Raw genomic sequence first — 19,414 nt, forward strand, 5'->3', positions numbered from 1 at the left:
TTCTTCCCTCTGTGCCCGCGCGGGCTCACTCCCCGCCGGCCTCGAAGAGCTCGAGCGGCAATCCGACGAGCGACTTGCCGATCCACTCGCGCGCGATGTTGTTGGACGGCCCCATGGCGATCGCCGCGCGCGCGTCGCGGAAGGCGCGCTCGAGCGGGCCGCGGCGGTAGCCGTAGCCGCCGCTCACGTCGAGCGCGACGCGCGCCACCTTGTTGGCCACCTCCGCGGCGTGGACCTTGAACTCGGTGAGCGGCATGAGCAGCTCGCCCTGGGGCTTGCCCGCGGCCTGGAGCGCGTCGAGCTGCTCGGCCAGCGTCGCCTGCCAGGGGCGGAGGCTCTCGACGAGGACCTTGGCCTCCCCGAGCTGCTGGCGCAGGACCTGGTAGTCGGCGAGGCGCCGATCGACGTCGCGGTGCACCGTGCCGAGCGCGTACTCGGTCACGGACGCGAGCGCGCCCCGCGCGACCCCGTGCCACGCGGCGCCGAGCCCGATGAGGTACACCGGCGAGACGCCGTGATAGATGATGTCCTTGCCCTGGCCCTCCGCGCCGAGCCGGTCGCGGCGCGGCACAGGCACGTTCGTGTAGCGGATCGGCCCGCTGTGGTTGCCGTGCACCCCGAGGGCGTCCCAGCGGCCCGCCTCGATGCCCGGCCGCGTCCCGTCGACGATGAAGAAGGTGATGTCGGTCGGCCCCTTCGCGCCCGGCGTGCGCGTCTGGAGGACGTAGTAATCGGCCTTCCCGGCGCTGGTCGTGAACGATTTGTCGGCGGAGATCAGGTAATCGTCCCCGTCGCGCTTCGCCTCGCTGAAATTGAACCACCAGTGGCCGCCCGACGCCTTCTCGCTCGTCGAGTAGGTGCCGACGAGCCCGCGCCGCGCGGGCCTGAGCCACCGCTCCTTCTGGTCGTCGCTACCATAGAGCGCGATCGTCTGCGCCGCCCCGGTGTGCATGACATAGACGAGCGCTGTCGACGCGCAGGCGCGCCCGATCTCCTCGGCCGCGACCGCGAACGCCCCGTGGCCCAGCCCGAGCCCGCCGAGCTCCTCGGGCAGGAGCACTCCATTCCACCCCTCGCGCGCGAGCGCGTCGAGGTTCTCGCGCGGGAAGATCCCCTCGCGATCGACCCGATCGGCGTTCGGCGCGATCGCGGCGGCGACGATCGCCCTCACGCTCTCGCGGATCGCAGCTTCATCTCGTCTGGCCATCTCCATCTCCTCGCAGCGGCGCACGCGCGCCGATCGCTCTTGCCTCGTCCCCGCGCTCCACTCAGGAGTAGAAGCTCGGCTCCGGGATCGCGCCGTTCAGCGCGTAGGCGCCGAGCTCGCGCGATTTGTGATCGACAGGGTCGTGGAGCGTGTGTGTGCGCAGGTTCCGCCAGAACCGGTCCATCCCGGCGCCGGCGGTCGTCGCGCTCGCCCCCATGACCTCGAACATGCCATTCGTGATCTCCAGCCCCGCGCGCGACGTCGCCACCTTCGCCGAGGCGATCGCGATCGCGCACGCGCCGCGCTGCTCGGGGCTGAGCCGGTCGCCCTCCTCCCACGCCGCCTGGAACGCCGCCCCGGCGCGGTCGGCGAGCAGCCGCGCGGCCTCGAGCCCGAGCCACATGTCGCCGTACCGGAGGAGGACATAGGGATCCTCGGTCGCCGGCGTCCCCTTGGCCGCGACCGAGGGCCGCCGCCGCGCGCGCGTGTACCGTCGCGCCTCCTCGAGGGCCCCTTCGGCGATGCCGAGGTACACGTTCACGAGCACGAGCTGGGCGAGGCAGGGGCGCAGCGAGGCGAACGTCGAGCCGAGCGGCCCCGGCGTCGTGAGGAGCTCGTCGGCCCGCACCTCGACGTCGTCGAGCTCGACGGTGCCGCTGTCGGTTTGCCGCTGCCCCATGTTGTCCCAGTCGCCGAGCACCCGGATCCCTGGCCGCCCTGTCGGGACGGCGGCGACAACGAGCCTCGACGTCGCTTCGTCGATCGCCGACACGATGAGCATGTCCGAGTCGCTCGCCCCGGAGCAGAAGCTCTTCGCGCCGCGCACGACGAGGGCGTCGCCGCGGCGCACGAGGCGCGCGCGCGTGTCGAGCGGGTTCAGCGCGTTCCCCCAGAACCAGCGCTTCGCGACGGTGTCCGCCTGGAGCCGGCTCGCCTGGTCCGCGCTCCCGAACAGCCTCAGCGTCGCGAGCATCAGGTGGTGAAAGCCGAACACGTGGGCGATGGCGCTGTCGGCGCGCGCGATGCGCCGGACCGCCTCGAGCACGACCGGCCAGGGCGCTCCCCAGCCGCCCAGGTCCGCCGGCGCCGAGAGCGCCAGGAGCCCGCTCCGCCGCAGCCGATCGCGCTCCTCCCTGGGGGTGCCGCCCCGCCTGTCCCGCTCCACGGCCGTCGCGGCGAAGGCCCGCGAGAGCTCGTCGGCGATCTCCAGCGCGCTGCTCGGCGCCGGGGGCGCCTGTCCATTGCTTACGTGAGCCGCTTCGCCCTGCATGCCTCGGCCTCGATCGACATGCGACGTCGCGGCGCCGCGCGTGCGTGGCACGTCGCTGGCACGTGTCGTCGGCACGTGTCGTTGGACCGCGCGGTTGGGCACGACTCATGCCATGGCCATCCCCTCGCGTTGCCCGTGCAGATTGGCTGAGCGGGGCGAGGGGGCTCGTCGGGCCGCTGCTGCTCCAGCAGCAACGGCTGCGCGCGCGGTGCTGCTGGAGCAGCAGCGGCGGCCCTGCGCGCGGGGGGATCCTGGTCGCGGCGGCCTGCGCTCGCGCGCGGATCCATCGATTCACGGCTGCGGCGCGGGGCGTGCTTACGGGCCTCCGGCCCGGCCATGCACGGGCGAGGAGCCCATCTGTCCATGAACGTCCTCTGGTTTCTCCCGACGCACGGCGACGGCCGTTATCTCGGCACCGCCGAGGGGGCGCGCCCTGTCTCGCTCTCGTACCTCCGCCAGATCGCGCAGGCCGCCGACGACCTCGGCTACCACGGCGTGCTGCTCCCCACGGGGAGGTCGTGCGAGGACGCCTGGGCGATCGCGTCGGCCATGATCCCGCTCACGCAGCGGCTGCGGTTCCTTGTCGCGCTGCGGCCGGGCATCGTCTCGCCGACGTGGGCGGCCCGCATGGCGTCCACTGTCGATCGCCTGTCGGGCGGCCGGCTGCTCCTCAACGTGGTGACGGGCGGCGACCCCGCGGAGTCCGAGGGCGACGGCGTCTTCCTCGGGCACGACGAGCGGTATGCGGTGACCGACGAGTTCCTCACGATCTGGCGCCGCGTCATGGCCGGCGAGACGGTCGACTTCGAGGGCAAGCACCTGCGCGTCAAGGGGGCAAAGCTCCTCTATCCGCCGATCCAGGCGCCGCACCCGCCGCTCTACATCGGCGGCTCGTCGCCCGCGGCGCACGCGCTGGCGGCGCGCCACCACGACGTGTACCTGACCTGGGGCGAGCCGCCGGCCGCGGTGGCCGAGAAGATCGCGGACGTGCGCCGCCGCGCGGCGGCCGAGGGGCGCGAGGTGCGCTTCGGGATCCGGCTGCACGTCATCGTCCGCGAGACGGCCGAGGCGGCGTGGGCGGCGGCGAACGACCTGATTCGCCACCTCGACGACCGCGCCATCGCCGCGGCGCAGCAGGCCTTTTCGCGCTTCGACTCCGAGGGCCAGCGGCGCATGGCGGCGCTGCACAACGGGCGACGCGACGCGCTCGAGATAAGCCCCAACCTCTGGGCCGGCGTCGGGCTCGTGCGCGGCGGCGCCGGCACCGCGCTCGTCGGGGATCCGGAGACGGTCGCGCGGCGCATGCGAGAGTACACGGAGCTCGGGATCGAGACGTTCATCCTGTCCGGCTACCCGCACCTGGAGGAGGCCTATCGCGTCGCCGAGCTGCTCTTCCCGCGGCTCTCCATCGGCCAGAAGGGGTCCGACGTCCGCCCGAACCTCACCGGCCCGTTCGGCGAGGTGATCGCCAACGACATCCTCCCTCAGCGGTCGCAGAGCTGAGCCGCAGCAGCAGCGACGAGCCGGCCCTTTTCAGCAGAGAAATTGAACAGGGAGGCGGGGAGGCGGGGAGTATTTGAATGTTTCCCTCCCCGCCTCCCCGCCTCCCTGTTATTTTTTTTTCTCCTCGAAGAATTCAAGGGGATACCTCAGGACTGGAGCGCCTGGGGCGCCTTCACCGCCGCGCGCGCCTCTCCGATCCTCGAGAGCGATGCTGGGGGCTCCGTGCTGGGCGGCGTCCCGATCTCGCCGAACTGCAAGAGGCGCGTGCGCACGAGCTCGCGGCTGACGCCGAGCCGGGTCGCCGTCTGCCCCAGGTTGCGCTCGCAGCGGCGGTACGTCGCGCGGATCACGATCTCCTCGACGCGCTCGTGCGCGTTGGGACAGCCGCTCTCGAAGAGGGCGGCGATGGTTGTCTCGAGCGTGGCCATCAGCGCGTCGACGGTGCTCGGGGCACCCGGCAGCGCGGGGGCCCTCGGCTGGAGGCTCGTGAACCGGAGATCGTCCCTCGTCACGCGGCCAGCGCGGCAGACGAGCGACGCCTGGTGAATGACCTGCTCGAGCTCGCGGATGTTGCCAGGCCACGTGTGCGCGAGCAGCAGCTCCACAGCGGACGACGCGAGCGCGCACGGCGCGGCCCCGAGACGCCGCGCGCACAGCCCGGCGAAATAGCGCGCGAGCGGCAGGATGTCGCCTGGCCGCTCGCGCAGGGGCGGCACGGCGATGTGCGCGCCGTTCAGCCTGGCGAGCAGGTCCTCTCGGAACCCGCCGGCGGCGACAACGCTCTCGAGCGGCACGCTCGTCGCGGCGATGACGCGCGCGTCGGCCGCCGCCCTCCGCGGGCTGGCCCGGATGACCTCGCGCTCCTGGAGCGCGCGCAGCAGCCGGGCCTGCGCGCCGGGCGGGAGGTCTCCGACCTCATCGAGGTAGAGCGTGCCGCCCTGGGCCGCCTCGATCAGGCCGCGCTTCCGCGCGCCGGCGCCCTGCTCGTGGCCAAAGAGCTCGCTCTCCGCGAGCGAGGGCGACAGCGCTCCGCAGCTCACGGCGAGGAACGGCCGGCCGCGGCGCCCGCCGAGCTCGTGCAGGTGCCGCGCGAGGATCTCCTTGCCGGTCCCTGTCTCGCCGCTGATGAGCGCGGCCGCGTCGCTCGCCGCGGCCTGCTTCACGCGCTGGAGGAGCTGGTGCGACCTGGGGTCCTCGAAGACGAGCGCCCTGGCGCGCTCGGTCGGGGGCATCGTCAATCCCTGGGCGGGGAGGGTGAGCAAGCGCATGGGGTTGACCTCGGCGCGCCAGCGGGCTTCCTGGCGCAAGTACTGCAATGCACGTGCAAAGAAGCGAAGGGCGCCCCCTCCTCCCCGGCCGGACCTCAGGCGGCTACCTCGCGCGCCGGGAGCGCGAGGCCTTCGCGGATCACGCTGTCGATGAAGGGCCTCACGACCTCTTCCAGCTTGTTCCCGAGCTCGTCGTCGATCTCGAGCAGCCCGTCCTCGCCGAGGCGCAGCGCCTTGTCGAGGAGGAACAGCCCTGCGAGCACGTGCCGCGCGCCGAGCGACTGCAGGACCGGCCGCAGCCCGTAGTCGATGGAGAGCACGTGCGCGATCGTCCCGCCCGTCGCGAGCGGCAAGACGGCCTTCCCTGCGAGCCCGAACTGCGGCAAGAGGTCGAGCAGCGCCTTGAGCACGCCCGTGTACGCGGCCTTGTAGATGGGCGTCGCGATGACGACCCCGGCCGCCTCGGCGATCACCCGCGTCGCCTCCGCGATGGCGGGCGAATCGACCCTCCCGAAGAGGAGATCCTCGGCGGGAAGGTCACGAACATGGACGGTGGTGACGCGAAACCCTTCACGCCCGAGCCGCGCCGCGACGCGGGCCGCGAGCGCCGCCGTCTTCGACCGCGGGGAGACGCTTCCTGTGATGATGGCAATGTTGGACATGGGCGCGACATAACAGGACCAGCGCGCTTTGTCCATTATAACGGATGATTCATCCGTGATGGGAGACGTGGCCCGGCGGACCGGCGCCGGGCCGCTTGCGGCGCGGCTGTCCTGCGCGCGATCGCCGTCACCCACATGTCCCTCCATGGTGCGGACCGGCCGTGGGCAGTTGTGTGTTGCTGGTCCGAGCTGCTCCGTGCGGGTCGATCATGCCACCTGTCCAGTGGATGCCCTGAGCGTGCGGTTCCTTCATGCAATCGTCAGCGTCGGAGCGTTCTCGTCGCATCCTGGAGGCGCCCTCACCAAACTCCGCTGCAATCGTCGGCGAGAGCGGGACCGCGATCTCTGTGAGGTATCCCCGCCAGGCCCTGGCTTCCGGGTCGTGCAAGCCGGGGCCGACACGGCGCGGGTAAGGCTGCCGCGCAGCGATCGAGGCACCGGGAACGGTCCGGACAGGGCAGCGGCGCAGCCCTCGGGGCACCGGAAACGGTCCGGGTAAGGCTGCCGCGCAGCCCTCGGGGCACCGGGAACGGTCCGGGCAGGGCAGCGGCGCAGCCCTCGGGGCACCGGAAACGGTCCGGGTAAGGCTGGCGCGCAGCCCTCGAGGCACCGGAAACGGTGGGGGCAGGGCAGCGGCGCAGCCCTCGAGGCACCGGAAACGGTCCGGGTAAGGCTGCCGCGCAGCCATTGAGGCACCGGAAACGGTCCGGGTAAGGCTGCCGCGCAGCCCTCGGGCACCGGAAACGGTCCGGGCAGGGCAGCCGAGTTGCCCGGGCGCGGGCTCGCGACATCCGGCGGCCTGTCGTCAGGATCCTGCCAGGCGCGTTGACGCATCGAGACCGATCGTTATGCCTGGCCGGAACGTCCGGCGCGCGCCGGGCGCTCACAACAACGTCCATCGCGGGGGGTGGAGGGCGTGTCCTTTCCTGTCCTCCACGGCTCGGCGATGGGGACAAGCGAGAGGTAATCCCCTCATGGCGAAATCGTCTTCCGTCAAGAAAAAGCCCGCTCCCAGGAAGCCCTCGGAGCCCTCGACCCCGCCTCAGGCGGCGGCGGCGTTCGACAAGGCGCTGCCCGAGATCGAGGCGCTGAGCCCGGACCGGCTCATCCCCCTGAACCTCGACGTTCCCCGCGTGGTCTCCCAGGTGCTCGGCGTGCTTCCTGGCCTCCGCGCGCTGCGCGCCGACATCGCGGAGCACCTGCCGACGTTCGATATCGCGCGGCTCGACCGGCTCGAGACCTACGCGCTCGCCGCCTGGTACGCGCACCTTCTATGGCTGTCGAGCGGAGGCGCCGAGAACGCGCTGAAGCCGCTCCTCGCCGAGGCGACCCCGCTGCGCGAGAACCTGCTGGGCGACGCCGAGGCGCTCGCTCGCCGCGGCCTGCTCGACGCGGCGACGGTGGCGGACATTCGAGCGGGGCAGGGGCACATCGACGTCGCCAACGACCTCGTGGCGCTCTCGGCGCTGTTGAGCGCGAGCTGGTCGGAGATCGCCGGCAAGACGGCGGCGACCGAGGAGGAGGTGAAGCGCGCCGGGGAGATCGGGCCGCAGCTGCTCGCCGCCCTCGGCGTGCGGGAGCACGGCAAGGGCCCCGGGCCGACCGAGGCCGCGGACAAGCGGGCTCGCGCGTTCGCGCTGCTCGTCCATGCCTACGACCAGGTCCGCCGCGCCGTCGCCTTCCTGCGCTGGGACGAGGAGGACGCCGACGTGATCGCCCCGTCGCTCTACAAGGGGCGCACAGGCCGGGCGACGTCGTCCACCGACACCGCGGCGGCGCCGGCCGACGAGGCGCCGGCTGGGCCGACGGCGTCGCCCGGCACGCCGGCGCTGGTCACGCCGGCGGGTACGGCCGCGGCGCCGGCTCCCGGCGCCGCGCCGGCCGGGATGGCGGCCCCGCCGGCTCCCGGCGCCGCACCGGCTGGCCCGGCGGCCGCGCCGGCTCCCGGCGCCGCGCCTTCTGTCAGCTAGTTCCGCCCGCCCGAAGTCCGGGATGGCCGGACTTCTGCGCCGCTTCGCGGCGGCTTCGAGCGGGCGGCCCTGGCTCTCTGCCTCGGGGCTCCGCCCCGCTCCGCACCCCGGCAGCTGCCTCGCGGCCGCCCTGGTTCCCCGCGTCAGAAATCCCTGGTGGGACTGTCCCGCGGGGGCGAACCGTCGCGATGCGTCGCATTCCCGGGAATTTGGGGACAGCGTGACGGCGGATTGCACTGCCTCGGAGCGCATGGGCCCAACCCGGGCCCAAATGTCAAGCCCCGGACCTCGGGAGCTCGGGCTGGCCGAACCGTCTCCTAGGGCGGCCGTGGTCGCCTCGCTCGCCGGTACTCTGAGCCGCGCCGTCGCCCTCGGGGATGAGGTGGCGGCCCGGGTCGTTCACGAGGCGATCCGTCGGCTGCTCGAGTTGCGGGTGGCACCGGAGGGGTGAGTAAGCTCGCGCCGACAGTAGCTCGCCGCAACGGGACGGCCTGTCTCAGCTCTGCCGGGAACGCGGCTGCCTTGATCGCCGTGCTCCCGCGCATGGGACAGCGCAGCCAGTTGTACGCCGCTGGGCGGAGGGGCAGCTTTCCGCTGCGGATTCGCTGGCCCACAACACCGGCAGCAGGGCGCGGGCGCCGTCGCCCACGGGGGTGTCGAGGACCGGGGCCTGCTGGAGCTGCTCTGGATCCGAAAGGCGCTCGGGACCGAGCGAACCGTGCGAAGCGACGGAAACACCGGAACATTTGACGATGGTTCCGCTCCGTTGCCTCCGGCAGTTGACCATTCAGGAGCTTCTATTGGTCATTCGATAGGCGCTGGCGGACCCGCTGCAGACGGGCCCGTCGAGGGCGCGCTAAATGCGCCCCGGTCGCCGCGATCCGATCTCTCCTCGCTCGCATTAGGGAGGGCTCCGCCTGGCCATCGCGGCCGGCGGCATGGCGGGCTGGATCGCGGAGCGGACTCGGGTACGATGCCGTAGTTGAGCGGAAGGAGCTGGGCGTGAGGGCATACATCAAGGAGATCGTCGCGAAGCAGGTGTCCAAGCTTTTCTACGAACCCGACGCCGAGACGGTGCTTTCCTGGTGGATCGCGAATGAGGGCCGAAGGCCCGTAGTCGTCGTGGGGGCGGGTTTCACGCGAAACGCGGTGGTCACGGCGACGGGCATGGCGGTCGCAAGCGAGCACGTCCCCCTCTGGGCTGACATCTCGCGACGCTTCGCCGAAGATCTGCGGATCGAGGACGCGAGCGGCATCGATGCGCTCGCGCTGGCGGAGCTTCATCGCGACGGTCTCGGCGACCGGAGGTTCTACGATCTCCTGCGCGACATGCTCAAAGATGACGAACTGTCGCCGGGCAAGGCCCACGAGGCGCTGTTCAAGTTCGACGTCGAGGCGATCGTTACCACAAATTTCCTTGACACGCTGCTGGACCGTGATTCTCGTCGGTGCTCGCCGATCTTCGAGGACATCGACGTGGCCAGAGGCCCTCGTCGGATCCAGGTGCTGTACCTTCACGGGCACCGGACGTGCCCGAGCACGTGGGTGCTCTCGCGGTCGCAGTACGAGGACCTCCCCACCACGCGCCCGGTGCTCCTCGCCCGTGTGCGCCAGCTCCTCTCTCAACATCCAGTGCTCACGGTCGGCTTCAGCTTGACGGACCCGGACTTCCATCAGGTCTATCGCCAGCTCAGCCTGGACATGAAGAGCAAGCATCCCATGGGGCTGGCGTTGCTCGGGCCGTCCAGCGATGCGGAACGGAGATCCGAGCAGGAGTCAGCGCAGCGCCTTCATTGGATGAAGCTCGGGATGCGGATCGCGCGGTTCAAGGACTGGAACGACCTGGGCGATAAGTTTGCGGACTTTTTTAGCACGCTAAATCGCATCACGACCGATCAGCTCAAAGACCACATGCCGCATGGGCGCCCTTTCTTATCTCGTATGGAATTCGCCAGAAGTGCGATCGAGGATCCTGACGTCGCGAAATACGTTGAAACCTACCGCGGGTGGGAAAATGACGTCTGGCGCCACTGCATCGACCTGGAGTTCGACCGTCGCGAGCACGACTATGTCAAGGAGAAGATTCAGGAATACACCGATGCTCAATTCGGCGGGCGGGCTGCGCGGCAGGCGGAGATCCGCGTCAGCATCGAAGAGGGTGGTCCATCAAAAACTGAGGACAAGGAACCCAAGTTCAAGACGGCCTGCTTCGAGGGGCGCGTACGCAAGCGTTGGAAGTTGGCGTGGCTCGCCGATGAATGGCTCACGACGCGTAAGACAACGGCGGAGCTCTTCGCAGGCTGGCTTTACTACCGCGTGCAGAACGAGCTTTGGGAGCAACATGATTGGCGAGCAGACGATGCGGATCTCGACATCGCCGAACTGCTCGCTGTGGTGTGGCTTGCAATAGATGAACGGGCCGAGGAGCCTGGGGGAAAGCCGCACCGGAAGCGAGCTATTAATCAGATGCGCGCTGCGCATCGCCTCTTAGTAAAGTATGGCGCAGGCGACAGGGCTGCTCGCGTCAAGACAGATATTGAGGCACTGGGCGGATCGCCGGAGAAAGCGAACGAAGAACAACGGGGGACCGCACGCATGGAGGCGGCATTCCGCAGCATGATGAACGGCGACTATGTCGCGGCTGTCAACGAATACGATAAGGCGTTCAGCGAGGCCAACCGAACGGAGGATCCCTTGCTTCCGTGGCTGGCCGCGTGGGGCCGGAGCAGAGCGTACCAATCCTTCATTCATAGAGCAGATCACTACAGTAAGATTACCGACGAGGATCGTCGGATCGCCAAGGAATACTCGCGCGCCGAGAAGGAATTGAGCGAGGACACGGCTGTGCATCAATGGAAGGAGGAGGCAAAACGACGCATCGCCGAACTGCGAAAGAGTACTATTGAGCAGCTGCGATCTGACGCGCGTGACAAGGGGTACGAGCGGCGGGGCATGTCGTTTAGCTCGACTCTCCACTTCGCATGGCGAATGTTCCGCGACCTTGAGGACAAGTTTGCTCCGCCCAGACTACAAGAGCAATATCTGATGCCTCTGCTCGAACATGGCTTTGGCGATCTACCGGAGGAGCTTCGCTATCGATTGCGTTTCGGTATCGACAAGACCCAGGATTGGCTTCGTGAGGTGCTGAACAGGGGAGGAGAATCGCTCACGGAGCAGCGAAGGCGCGATCGAGCGATTGTACAGGTCTGGCGCGACGCCTGGCGCCAGAAAGACGCGACGAAGGTGACACTCGTCGCGTGCGTCGAAGCGCTGAAGCCGTTGCTGACGGTGTTGGATGCTGATGATGCCGACCTGCCACTCGAGTTGCTGCGTAGAGCCGAGGCACTTGGCTCCTCGGTGAATCATCATCGCGGATGGCAGGCTATCGGCCATGAGCTGGCAAGGGCTTGGTGTGAATATGCATCCAGTTGCCGCGACACGACGTCGTACAAGGCATTCCGCAGGTTCGCAGAGGAGACGGACGACCACTTCGCTGCCGATCAGATCCAGCGACGCATGGACGAACTCCCCTGGTATCCGTGGCTCGTTCTCGAAGTCGCGACCCCCGCCGAGCTCGTGGCGTGGTTGTGTCGGGATGTCCCTACGGGCGAAAACGGGGAGCACTGGTCATGGGGAAATGTGCAAGGGATTGGTGCTGCCATCGTTCGCGTGGTCGCCAATGCCCAGGACGCCACCGAGGCGCTTCCGGCAGAATCTTGGGATCTCGTCGCTAAGTGGTGCGACGCGGTCGTGAAGCGCGAGAGGGAGCGAGCAGGCGATATTGGATGGATTGGACCCATCGTCGAGATTGTTGCAATTCGACGGAGCCGAATAGACAGCGCGGGTAACGATGGTGCGTGGAACGACGTCGAGCAGCATGCCCGTGAAACGCTGGCCGCGATGTGGAAACGGGTTGCGGCCCAATCCGGCGAGCAGTCTAATTCATCCATTGTAGTGTCCGTGGCCTTCTGTCTTGCGCTGGTCCTCACAGAGGAGGGGTTCGATGAGACATGGACCGACCTCGTCGAGCAAATCTGGACCTGGATCATCGACCATTGGGAGAAGGTAAAAAGCTACTTGACATATAACCCATTTAAGTCTTCCGGGCTTATCTGGTTCCTGTCCACGTTCATCGAGCGAGATCTGGGTGGCCGTCGCGCAGAGGCCAGCAAGAGGCTCCTCGAGCTGTGGTCGGTGTCCACCTCAGTTCCGCGCCCGATCTACCGCATCCTCGACCCCGCATACTGGCCGGGCGACACATGGATCCAGCTCGTGGGCAAGCTCCGCGAAGGCGTAGGCGGGGCCCGGGGCGAGTTCTCGGCGAGCTGGCGAATCGCGATCTCCTCCCTGATCCGCAGCGCCCTCGTACACCGCACGGGGCCCCTTTCCGACGACCTCCAGTTCCTCGTCGAGCATGTGCTCGTCCTCGTCGCCAACGAGGAGGCCTCCGTAGCTAATCATGCAGCTTATACCGCGGTCTACTACGCCGAGCTCTGCACCGAGACGGACAGCCGTCGGCTGGACCTAGCAGCCAGTACACTCGAGGCCATGGCCAAAGACGTGCGCTTGCTGGTGCGGCAAGGCGCTGCGTATGGGGCCGCACGCCTGCGAAAGACCGCGAGGAGCCAGCGTATCCGAGATCTGGCCGAGCGCTTGCATGGCGAATTCGAAAGAGATTTGTACCTGCTTATCCGGACGCAGCTGCGAATCGGCGCCGCGGAGGCCGCAGCGAAGAGGCGGGCGGCGGCTGAGCAGCCGCCCCCGGCGGTGTGAGGGTGAGCGCCGCGGTGCTGTGACCACCGAGCGAGTGGAGACCATGGGTCCGTTGACGCGGTTCGTCGTCTGCAGCGAGCGACGCGGCGGCTACAGGCGACTCGTTGGGCCCTCCCTGGGCCACGGCCGAGTACAGCTCAGCGGCGAATCAGACGGAAACTGTCAAAATTGCTGAGCTTTCACCTGGTTCCTTCGAAGACGATGTCTTGGCGTCCTCGGTGGAGGCGTTCGCCGAGGGCATTCGCGCCTCGGACCGGCTCGTCGCGGAGGACGCGAAGCGGGACCGCGCGAGCGCTACTTCGTCCAGAGTACGGAGAGGTCGAGCTCGATCGCTTCGAAGGGCGCGATGCGAACCCGAGCCGCGTCGCGGTGAACCTGGCCGCGCTCCCACTCGCGTGCGGGGCCGAGCGAGAAGACCTCGAGCGTCCGGTGGATAGGATCGACCAGCCAGGCGTGTTGTACGCCCTCGCGTGCGTAGATGGGCATCTTCTCGTCCCGGTCCACCCTCTCCGTCGAGGAGCTCAGGACTTCGCAGATCCAGTCCGGGGCGAGCGGGAAGTAGGCCGTCTCGGGCAGCTCCGGCATGCGTTCGATACGCCAGCCGGCGAGGTCGGGCACGACCGCGTCGAGCTCGCCAGGCGAAGCTGGGTCCGGGAAGTGGATCTCCGGTTCGACCAGGATCTGCCAACCGCCCGGTCCGCCGTCGCCCAGGTCGAACGGGCTACCGAGCTTGGCGCCGAGCCGAGAGGCAACGCGCGCATGCCGCGGCGCCGGCCGGGGCATGACGTGCAGCACGCCCCGGATGAGCTCTGCCACCTTGTTCGGCGGGACCGCCTCGAGGTCGGCGTACGTGGCGCGGCGGGGCTTCTCGGCGGGCTGGCCCATGAGCGAAGCCTGCCCGGAGGCGCGCGGTGGAGCAAGACCCCACTCACCGCGCAAAGCCAGAGCAGGCCGAAGAACCCGGGCTCCGCCCGATCGCCCGCGCTCTCGGGTGGGCCGCGGCAGGCGCGGCCGTGACGGCGGCCGTGCAGCTCGCCCTGACGCCGCCGCCGCGCTGGGCTCACCGCTTCGGGGCGGCGCTGCGCGAGCTGGCTGCGCCCCTTCGAGGAGCGGTAACCCTCGGCAGGAGAGCTGAGCGCGCTCGATGCTTGTGCCGAGGCAGCGCTGCGTGGAGGGCGGTTCGTGCGGCTCGATCAGGATGGGGAGCACGACACGGACGCCGGCGAGGCCGGGTTCGAGGCGAAGCAGCGGGGACCGTTCACGGCGGAGTTCGACGGGTTCAATGTGCAAGCTGCGGTACGAATCGAGGGCCACGGCGGCGTGGGCGCGGCGGCGCGCGCCACCGGACTGGCGATCAGCTCGTCACTTCGTAACTCTCGCCATCATGGCGGCGCCACCGACCTCATTCGGTATCCCACCCGCAGCGTAGGAAATGGCGCTGCTGCCGGAAGATCAATACCGCGTGCCTTCCGCGGATGCCGAGATGAAACGGCCGCCTGTCAGCGTCCGCGCGCTCGCGAAGCGCAAGCACTTGCTGTCCCGCCATGCGCCAAAACGTCGGCTCCAGGTAGGCTGGGTCTGGTTCGTCCTGCTCCGAGTAGGCGATCGCGACGAACTCGCCCTCGCCGCTGTAGTTGACGATCAGTGTGACGCGCGTATTCGAACAATGAATGCTGTACGTCGCTTGAGCGAGACGCGGCCAAGCCAGTACTCCGACAGCGACGAGCAGCGCGCTGAGCAGCCGATTCACTCGTCGCGGCCGGCAAGCTCCGTGCCTCGGGCCGGTGACGGCGTTTCACGCGCGCCGACGGTTCGCGTGTGTGTGAGCAGCCAGCCGCTGTGGCAAAGTAAACACCCGTCCGCCGCGCGAGGCGGGACTCACTTCCTCGACGTTGGCACAGAGGGGCGGCGCATCGCTGTGGGACCGTACGCTGATCTACGTCGCCACCGAGTTCGGGCGCGCCGGACAAGGGGCGGCAGACCAGCGAGGCGGAGATCTTCAGCGGGATCCTCGATGTGATGCGCGTCGACACCTCTGGCAGCGGGCTGCCTGACCGCGTTGCGAGGTTGAGCTCGCGACCCCGCGACGCTCCAGGCCCGGTGGTGAAGGCGTTCACAAACCCTCCACCATGGCGCCCACCTGCGGCTATGGTCTCGGGATGTCGCCTCAGCGTGCGCTGCTGCCGCGATCGACCCCGGCCGCCTCGGGAGTGTCGTCTCGTTCGATCGCCGCGATGCTGGACCGCCTCGAGGACCGCTCCGTCGAGTGCCACTCCGTCATGGTCGTGCACCGCGGGCACGTCGTCGCCGAAGGGTGGTGGGCGCCGTACTCGGCCGAGCGCCGGCACCTTCTCTACTCGCTGACCAAGTCGTTCACGTCGATCGCCGTGGGGCTCGCGATCGCCGACGGGCTGCTCGACCTGGGCGACCGGGTGGTGGACGTCCTGCCCGACCACGTCCCCTCCGATGTCTCCGAGCAGGGGCGCCGCATCACCGTTCACCACCTGCTGTCGATGACGGCTGGGCACGACACGGACAGCCTCACCGAGGCCTGGAGGCTGGAACCCCACGACCTCGTGAAGGGCTTCTTGCGCGTGCCGTTCGACGCACCCGAGGGAACGCGGCACACCTACGACAACGCCACCACCTACATCCTGGCCCGGATGGTGGAGCGCGTCACCGGCGTCGGGCTCCCGGAGTTGCTCGACGAGCGCCTCTTCAAGCCGATGGGAATCGAGGACGCCGAGTGGGACCGCGTCGCGAGCGGTGCCGCCTTCGGGTTCCACGGTCTGCACCTGCGGACCGAAGCCGTCGCCGCCTTCGGCGAGCTGCTGCTGCGCGGCGGTCTCTGGAACGGGCAGCAGCTCGTCCCACGCGCGTGGGTGCAGCTCGCGACCAGCCGGCAGATCGACGGCCGGCACCAGGCGGAGGGAGACGACGGCCCCGACTTCCTCTGCGGCTACGGCTACCAGCTCTGGATGTCGCGCCACGGCTATCACGGCAAGGGCGCATTCGGCCAGCACTGCGTGGTCGTCCCGTCGCACGACCTGGTGATCGCCGTGACCGGCGCCCACCAGGCCGTCGAGCACGCTCAGGGCGTGCTCGACGCCTTCTGGGAGTGCCTGCTCCCTGGCGTCGGCCATCCGGACGGCTCGCACGACGACGAGCTCCTCGCCGACCGGCTGGGAGGGCTGTCCCTCGCGCAGGTACGGGGTTCGGCGGGCCCGCAGCGGTCCGTCACGGCGAGGCTCGACGCCTCTGCCGAGAGCTCGGCCCTGCCCGACGGAACCACGGTGGTCGTCGATCCGACCGACGCCGGGTGGCTCCTGCGACTCGGGTCGCTCCTCGACCTCGAGGTGGGCCACGGTGCCTGGCGGGAGAGCTCGCCGCTCGGCCGGCCCGTCGTCGCGTCTGGTGCCTGGCAGGGCAGGACGTTCGTCGCCGAGCTCCACGTCATCACCAGCCCGCACCGGGTCCGGGTGGCGGTCGACGCCGACGCGGGGACCGCGACGGCCACCTGGGTCACGCTGCCCCTGACCACCTCCGACCTGGAGCTGCACCTGCGCTCGCCGCTGATGACACGGCCCGACGTCGCCTAGAGCGACAAACGGATTGAAACCGCCTGAAAGGAGCGGAAAATTGAATCGCCAAGACGCCATGGCGCCAAGATCTTGTTCTCGTCTTGGCGTCCTTGGCGCGCTTGGCGGTTCATTTCTCGTTCGATCAACGTGATCGGTCTTCTAGGGTCGTCGACCTGCCTGGTTCACATGGTTTCCTCCTCGACTGGGCGTTCTTCTTGACGCGCGCCTCGGCCGCCACGTCGACCCGCAGCGCCTCGGCGCCCTCGGTCACGGCGGCTCGTGTCTGCATCTGTATCTGTCGCGCGCACGCGTGAGGGGTATGCTGGCGGGCATCGTGGACTGGGATGACGTGCGCCATTTTCTCGCGCTCGCCCGGACGGGCTCCGTTCGCGCGGCGGGCTCGATGCTGGGCGTGAGCCACTCGACCGTGGCGCGGCGGGTCGAAGCCCTCGAGACGCGGCTCGGCGTGAAGCTGTTCGACCGGCACCGCGATGGGTACCTGCTGACGGACGCGGGCAACGAGATGGTCTCGGGGGCGGAGCGCGTCGAGCGGGAGATGGCCGCGCTGGAGCGCGGCCTCGCCGGGCAAGACGCGCGGCTCGAGGGGCCCGTGCGGGTGACATGCACCGACCCCTTCATCGCGAAGATCCTCCTCCGCGCCCTGGCCGGCCTCTGCGAGCAGCATCCCGGCATCGAGCTCGAGCTGGATGCCGATGCCAAGAACCTGGATCTGTCGAAGCGCGAGGCCGACATCGCGGTGCGCGCTCTCTCTCCGAGCGCGTCCCCGCCGGAGCACCTGATCGGGCGGCGGCTCGCCCCCATCACCCTCTGCAACTACGTCGCGACCGCGCACGCTGCCCAGCTCGACCCCGAGCGCGGCGCGCGCCCCGCGCGCTGGATCGGATCCAACCTGCGCAAGATCGCCGAGGAGCTCGTCGCGTCGTCGAGCTATCCCGAGGTTCCGATCTGGGGCACGTTCGAGTCGATGGCGATCATGATGGAGGCCGCACACGCCGGCCTCGGCTTCGTGATGCTACCCACGTACGTCGGCGATCCGGAGCCAGGGCTCCAGCGCCTCGCGAAGCCGGACCTGCGCTACGTCGGCGACTTCTGGCTCCTCAGCCACCGCGACCTCCGGGACAACGCGCGCCTGCGCGCCGCGCGCGAGGGCATCACCGCGGCGATGACAGAGCGCGCAGCGCTGTTCCGCGGCGAGGCCGAGGGGTGGCGCGAAACTGCGCCCCTGCGTCACGAACTTGCACCGGACGCAGACGCGCCGCGTGCATAGAATCGTCGACCACGATGAGCAACGACGCCAAGTTCTGGGACGGCATCGCCGAGAAGTACGCCGCCAAGCCGGTGGGGAACGTCACGGCCTTCGAGCGCAAGAAGGCCATCACCCGCGAGCACCTGCGCCCGAGCTCGACAGTCCTCGAGATCGGCTGCGGCACTGGCTCGCTCGCCCTGGAGATGTCGCCGTTCGCCGGCCACATCCACGCGATGGACGTCTCGTCCGAGATGATCCGCATCGCCAACCAGAAGAAGCAGGTCCAAGGCGTGACCAATGTCACCTTTCGCCAGGGCACGCTCGACGGACGTGCTCCGTATGAGCCCGAGCACTTCGACAGCGCCTGGGCCTACTCCATCCTCCACCTCGTCCCCGATCGGAGGCGCACCCTCAAGACAATCTTCGACCTCCTCAAGCCCGGCGGCTCGTTCATCTCGTCCAACGTCTGCCTCGGCAGCACCTGGGTACCTTACGGCGCGATCATCACGGTGCTGCGCTGGTTCGGGAAGGCGCCGGTCGTCCATGTCTACGATCGCGAGACGATCCTCCGCGAGATGCGCGAGGTAGGGTTCGTCGAGATCGAGGAGAGGGAGGTTGGTGCTGGGGGGATGGTTGCGTTCGTCGTGACGAAGAAGCCGGGGTAGCGCGCAGCTCGCTGCGACCGAAGATCATGCGATCTGGTTGCCGGCGACACGCGCCGGTGCGCACCATGCCGCGGCGAGGGAGGCGCTGCTGCGTCACGTGCTGCGACCCCCGATCGCAAACGAGCGCGTCGAGCCGCAGCAGGACGGCGTGGTGCGGCTGTCGCTCAAGCGCGCCTTCGCTGACGGGACTGTCGCGGTGGACGTCTTTCGATCTGCCCCGCTACACTTCCTCGCGCTGCCATCCGGCTTGGCATACCAGCGGCCATCGGCCTTGACCGCGTCCACGTGCCGCTGCCCGTGCGGCGTCGCCCCGCGGCCGTCAAGCGGGCGATGTGATAGCGGTTGATCTGGCTCCAGACACCATCGTCACTCTGTATCTGGTAATATCGCACCTTCTTGATGGCCATGCCCGGTTGCGATGGATAATCGGCTTGACGCAACTGCCAGTCTCGAACAATAGACAGGCCAAGAAAGGCGATACACCATGAACAACATCACCCGGCTCGGCATGTGCTCCGCCCTTGGGCTCCTACTGACCAACTGCGTCATGGATGGCGCAGAAATGGACATGGCCGAGACCGATCTGACCACCGATCAAAGCGCTCTCACGATAAACACGAATCAAACCGGCACGGACGGCCGATGGTACACGTTCTGGAAAGATGGCGGGTCGGTCAGCATGAATTTGAACGGCGGCGGAAACTACGCTGTCAACTGGGCAAACGGCAACTATAATTTCGTTGGCGGCAAGGGCTGGAGCACCGGGTCGTCGAGCAGGAACGTCGGCTACAATGCCGGCGTCTGGTCGACGGGCAGCAGCAATGCATATCTGACTCTCTATGGGTGGACGACAAACCCACTCGTGGAGTACTACGTCGTTGACAGCTGGGGCAGCTGGAGACCGCCGGGTGGAGCGTCGGCGGGCACAGTCACCACGGACGGGGGCACCTACGACCTGTACAGGATGCAGCGAGTCAACGCACCCTCCATCATAGGCAATGCGACGTTCTATCAGTACTGGAGTGTCCGAAGGACGAAGAGGCCCACCGGGACCAACAGCACCATCACGTTCTCCAATCACGTGAATGCCTGGGCGTCGAAGGGGTGGAACCTTGGCGCTCACAATTACCAGGTGATGGCGACAGAGGTGTTCAACCCCTCGAGCAGCGGCAGCTCCAACTTGACGGTGTGGTAGGATCAACAGGCCGCATGCGCCGAGAAGTGGAGAACTTTCGCTGATCGCGTGCC

At 68.6% G+C, this 19,414-nt stretch carries 13 protein-coding genes; 7 read left to right on the forward strand and 6 right to left on the reverse strand.

The window, feature by feature from the left end:
* Positions 1–25 precede the first annotated feature (25 nt).
* Together WMF42_RS10970 and WMF42_RS10975 are read right to left on the reverse strand one after the other, a co-directional pair.
* Positions 26–1,213: an acyl-CoA dehydrogenase family protein gene (locus WMF42_RS10970; protein WP_437694249.1), complete on the reverse strand. Its 1,188-nt coding sequence runs from the start codon at positions 1,211–1,213 to the stop codon at positions 26–28.
* A 55-nt stretch (positions 1,214–1,268) separates the two neighbouring features.
* On the reverse strand, positions 1,269–2,477 hold the full coding sequence (locus WMF42_RS10975; protein ID WP_437691861.1) for an acyl-CoA dehydrogenase family protein: 1,209 nt from the start codon (positions 2,475–2,477) through the stop codon (positions 1,269–1,271).
* A gap of 363 nt (positions 2,478–2,840) precedes the next feature.
* On the opposite strand from WMF42_RS10975, the gene ssuD reads away from it, so the two are divergent.
* Positions 2,841–3,980, forward strand: a complete 1,140-nt coding sequence (gene ssuD, locus WMF42_RS10980) for an FMNH2-dependent alkanesulfonate monooxygenase (RefSeq protein ID WP_437691862.1) — start codon at positions 2,841–2,843, stop codon at positions 3,978–3,980.
* 146 nt (positions 3,981–4,126) lie between these two features.
* Here ssuD and WMF42_RS10985 read toward each other — a convergent pair whose 3' ends face one another.
* Both WMF42_RS10985 and ssuE read right to left on the reverse strand, forming a co-directional pair.
* The gene (locus WMF42_RS10985; protein ID WP_437691863.1) at positions 4,127–5,248 is read right to left on the reverse strand and encodes a sigma 54-interacting transcriptional regulator; all 1,122 of its coding nucleotides are present in this window, start codon (positions 5,246–5,248) and stop codon (positions 4,127–4,129) included.
* Between the two features lie 95 nt (positions 5,249–5,343).
* Positions 5,344–5,910 (reverse strand): NADPH-dependent FMN reductase, encoded by a 567-nt coding sequence (gene ssuE / locus WMF42_RS10990; RefSeq protein ID WP_437691864.1) that lies wholly within the window; start codon positions 5,908–5,910, stop codon positions 5,344–5,346.
* 974 nt (positions 5,911–6,884) lie between these two features.
* On the opposite strand from ssuE, the gene WMF42_RS10995 reads away from it, so the two are divergent.
* Entirely contained in the window at positions 6,885–7,880 is a 996-nt protein-coding gene (locus WMF42_RS10995; protein ID WP_437691865.1) for a hypothetical protein, read from the forward strand.
* Between the two features lie 1,002 nt (positions 7,881–8,882).
* Positions 8,883–12,653, forward strand: coding sequence for an SIR2 family protein (locus WMF42_RS11000; RefSeq protein ID WP_437691866.1), 3,771 nt, complete (start codon positions 8,883–8,885; stop codon positions 12,651–12,653).
* Positions 12,654–12,947: 294 nt separating this feature from the next.
* On the opposite strand, the gene WMF42_RS11005 is transcribed toward WMF42_RS11000, so the two are convergent.
* Positions 12,948–13,538, reverse strand: coding sequence for a Uma2 family endonuclease (locus WMF42_RS11005; RefSeq protein WP_437691867.1), 591 nt, complete (start codon positions 13,536–13,538; stop codon positions 12,948–12,950).
* Between the two features lie 517 nt (positions 13,539–14,055).
* Positions 14,056–14,403: a hypothetical protein gene (locus WMF42_RS11010; RefSeq protein WP_437691868.1), complete on the reverse strand. Its 348-nt coding sequence runs from the start codon at positions 14,401–14,403 to the stop codon at positions 14,056–14,058.
* A 409-nt stretch (positions 14,404–14,812) separates the two neighbouring features.
* Here WMF42_RS11010 and WMF42_RS11015 point away from each other — a divergent pair, with 409 nt between their 5' ends.
* The 4 genes from WMF42_RS11015 to WMF42_RS11030 all read left to right on the forward strand — a co-directional run bounded on the left by WMF42_RS11015 (position 14,813) and on the right by WMF42_RS11030 (position 19,361).
* Positions 14,813–16,252 carry a serine hydrolase domain-containing protein gene (locus WMF42_RS11015; protein ID WP_437691869.1) on the forward strand — a complete coding sequence of 480 codons (1,440 nt, stop codon included), beginning with the start codon at positions 14,813–14,815 and terminating at the stop codon, positions 16,250–16,252.
* Between the two features lie 301 nt (positions 16,253–16,553).
* On the forward strand, positions 16,554–17,522 hold the full coding sequence (locus WMF42_RS11020; protein WP_437694251.1) for a LysR family transcriptional regulator: 969 nt from the start codon (positions 16,554–16,556) through the stop codon (positions 17,520–17,522).
* Positions 17,523–17,536: 14 nt separating this feature from the next.
* Entirely contained in the window at positions 17,537–18,166 is a 630-nt protein-coding gene (locus WMF42_RS11025; RefSeq protein ID WP_437691870.1) for a class I SAM-dependent methyltransferase, read from the forward strand.
* Between the two features lie 484 nt (positions 18,167–18,650).
* Positions 18,651–19,361, forward strand: a complete 711-nt coding sequence (locus WMF42_RS11030) for a glycoside hydrolase family 11 protein (protein WP_437691871.1) — start codon at positions 18,651–18,653, stop codon at positions 19,359–19,361.
* Positions 19,362–19,414 lie beyond the last annotated feature (53 nt).

Source organism: Sorangium sp. So ce176, assembly GCF_051519835.1.
GTDB lineage: Bacteria > Myxococcota_A > Polyangia > Polyangiales > Polyangiaceae > Sorangium > Sorangium cellulosum_G.

Bases quoted from the DNA above. Each gene is read 5' to 3' on its own strand.
- WMF42_RS10970 (WP_437694249.1), bottom strand. From the start codon at position 1,213: ATGGAGATGGCCAGACGAGATGAAGCTGCGATCCGCGAGAGCGTGAGG.
- WMF42_RS10975 (WP_437691861.1), bottom strand. From the start codon at position 2,477: ATGCAGGGCGAAGCGGCTCACGTAAGCAATGGACAGGCGCCCCCGGCG.
- ssuD (WP_437691862.1), top strand. From the start codon at position 2,841: ATGAACGTCCTCTGGTTTCTCCCGACGCACGGCGACGGCCGTTATCTC.
- WMF42_RS10985 (WP_437691863.1), bottom strand. From the start codon at position 5,248: ATGCGCTTGCTCACCCTCCCCGCCCAGGGATTGACGATGCCCCCGACC.
- ssuE (WP_437691864.1), bottom strand. From the start codon at position 5,910: ATGTCCAACATTGCCATCATCACAGGAAGCGTCTCCCCGCGGTCGAAG.
- WMF42_RS10995 (WP_437691865.1), top strand. From the start codon at position 6,885: ATGGCGAAATCGTCTTCCGTCAAGAAAAAGCCCGCTCCCAGGAAGCCC.
- WMF42_RS11005 (WP_437691867.1), bottom strand. From the start codon at position 13,538: ATGGGCCAGCCCGCCGAGAAGCCCCGCCGCGCCACGTACGCCGACCTC.
- WMF42_RS11015 (WP_437691869.1), top strand. From the start codon at position 14,813: ATGTCGCCTCAGCGTGCGCTGCTGCCGCGATCGACCCCGGCCGCCTCG.
- WMF42_RS11020 (WP_437694251.1), top strand. From the start codon at position 16,554: ATGCTGGCGGGCATCGTGGACTGGGATGACGTGCGCCATTTTCTCGCG.
- WMF42_RS11025 (WP_437691870.1), top strand. From the start codon at position 17,537: ATGAGCAACGACGCCAAGTTCTGGGACGGCATCGCCGAGAAGTACGCC.
- WMF42_RS11030 (WP_437691871.1), top strand. From the start codon at position 18,651: ATGAACAACATCACCCGGCTCGGCATGTGCTCCGCCCTTGGGCTCCTA.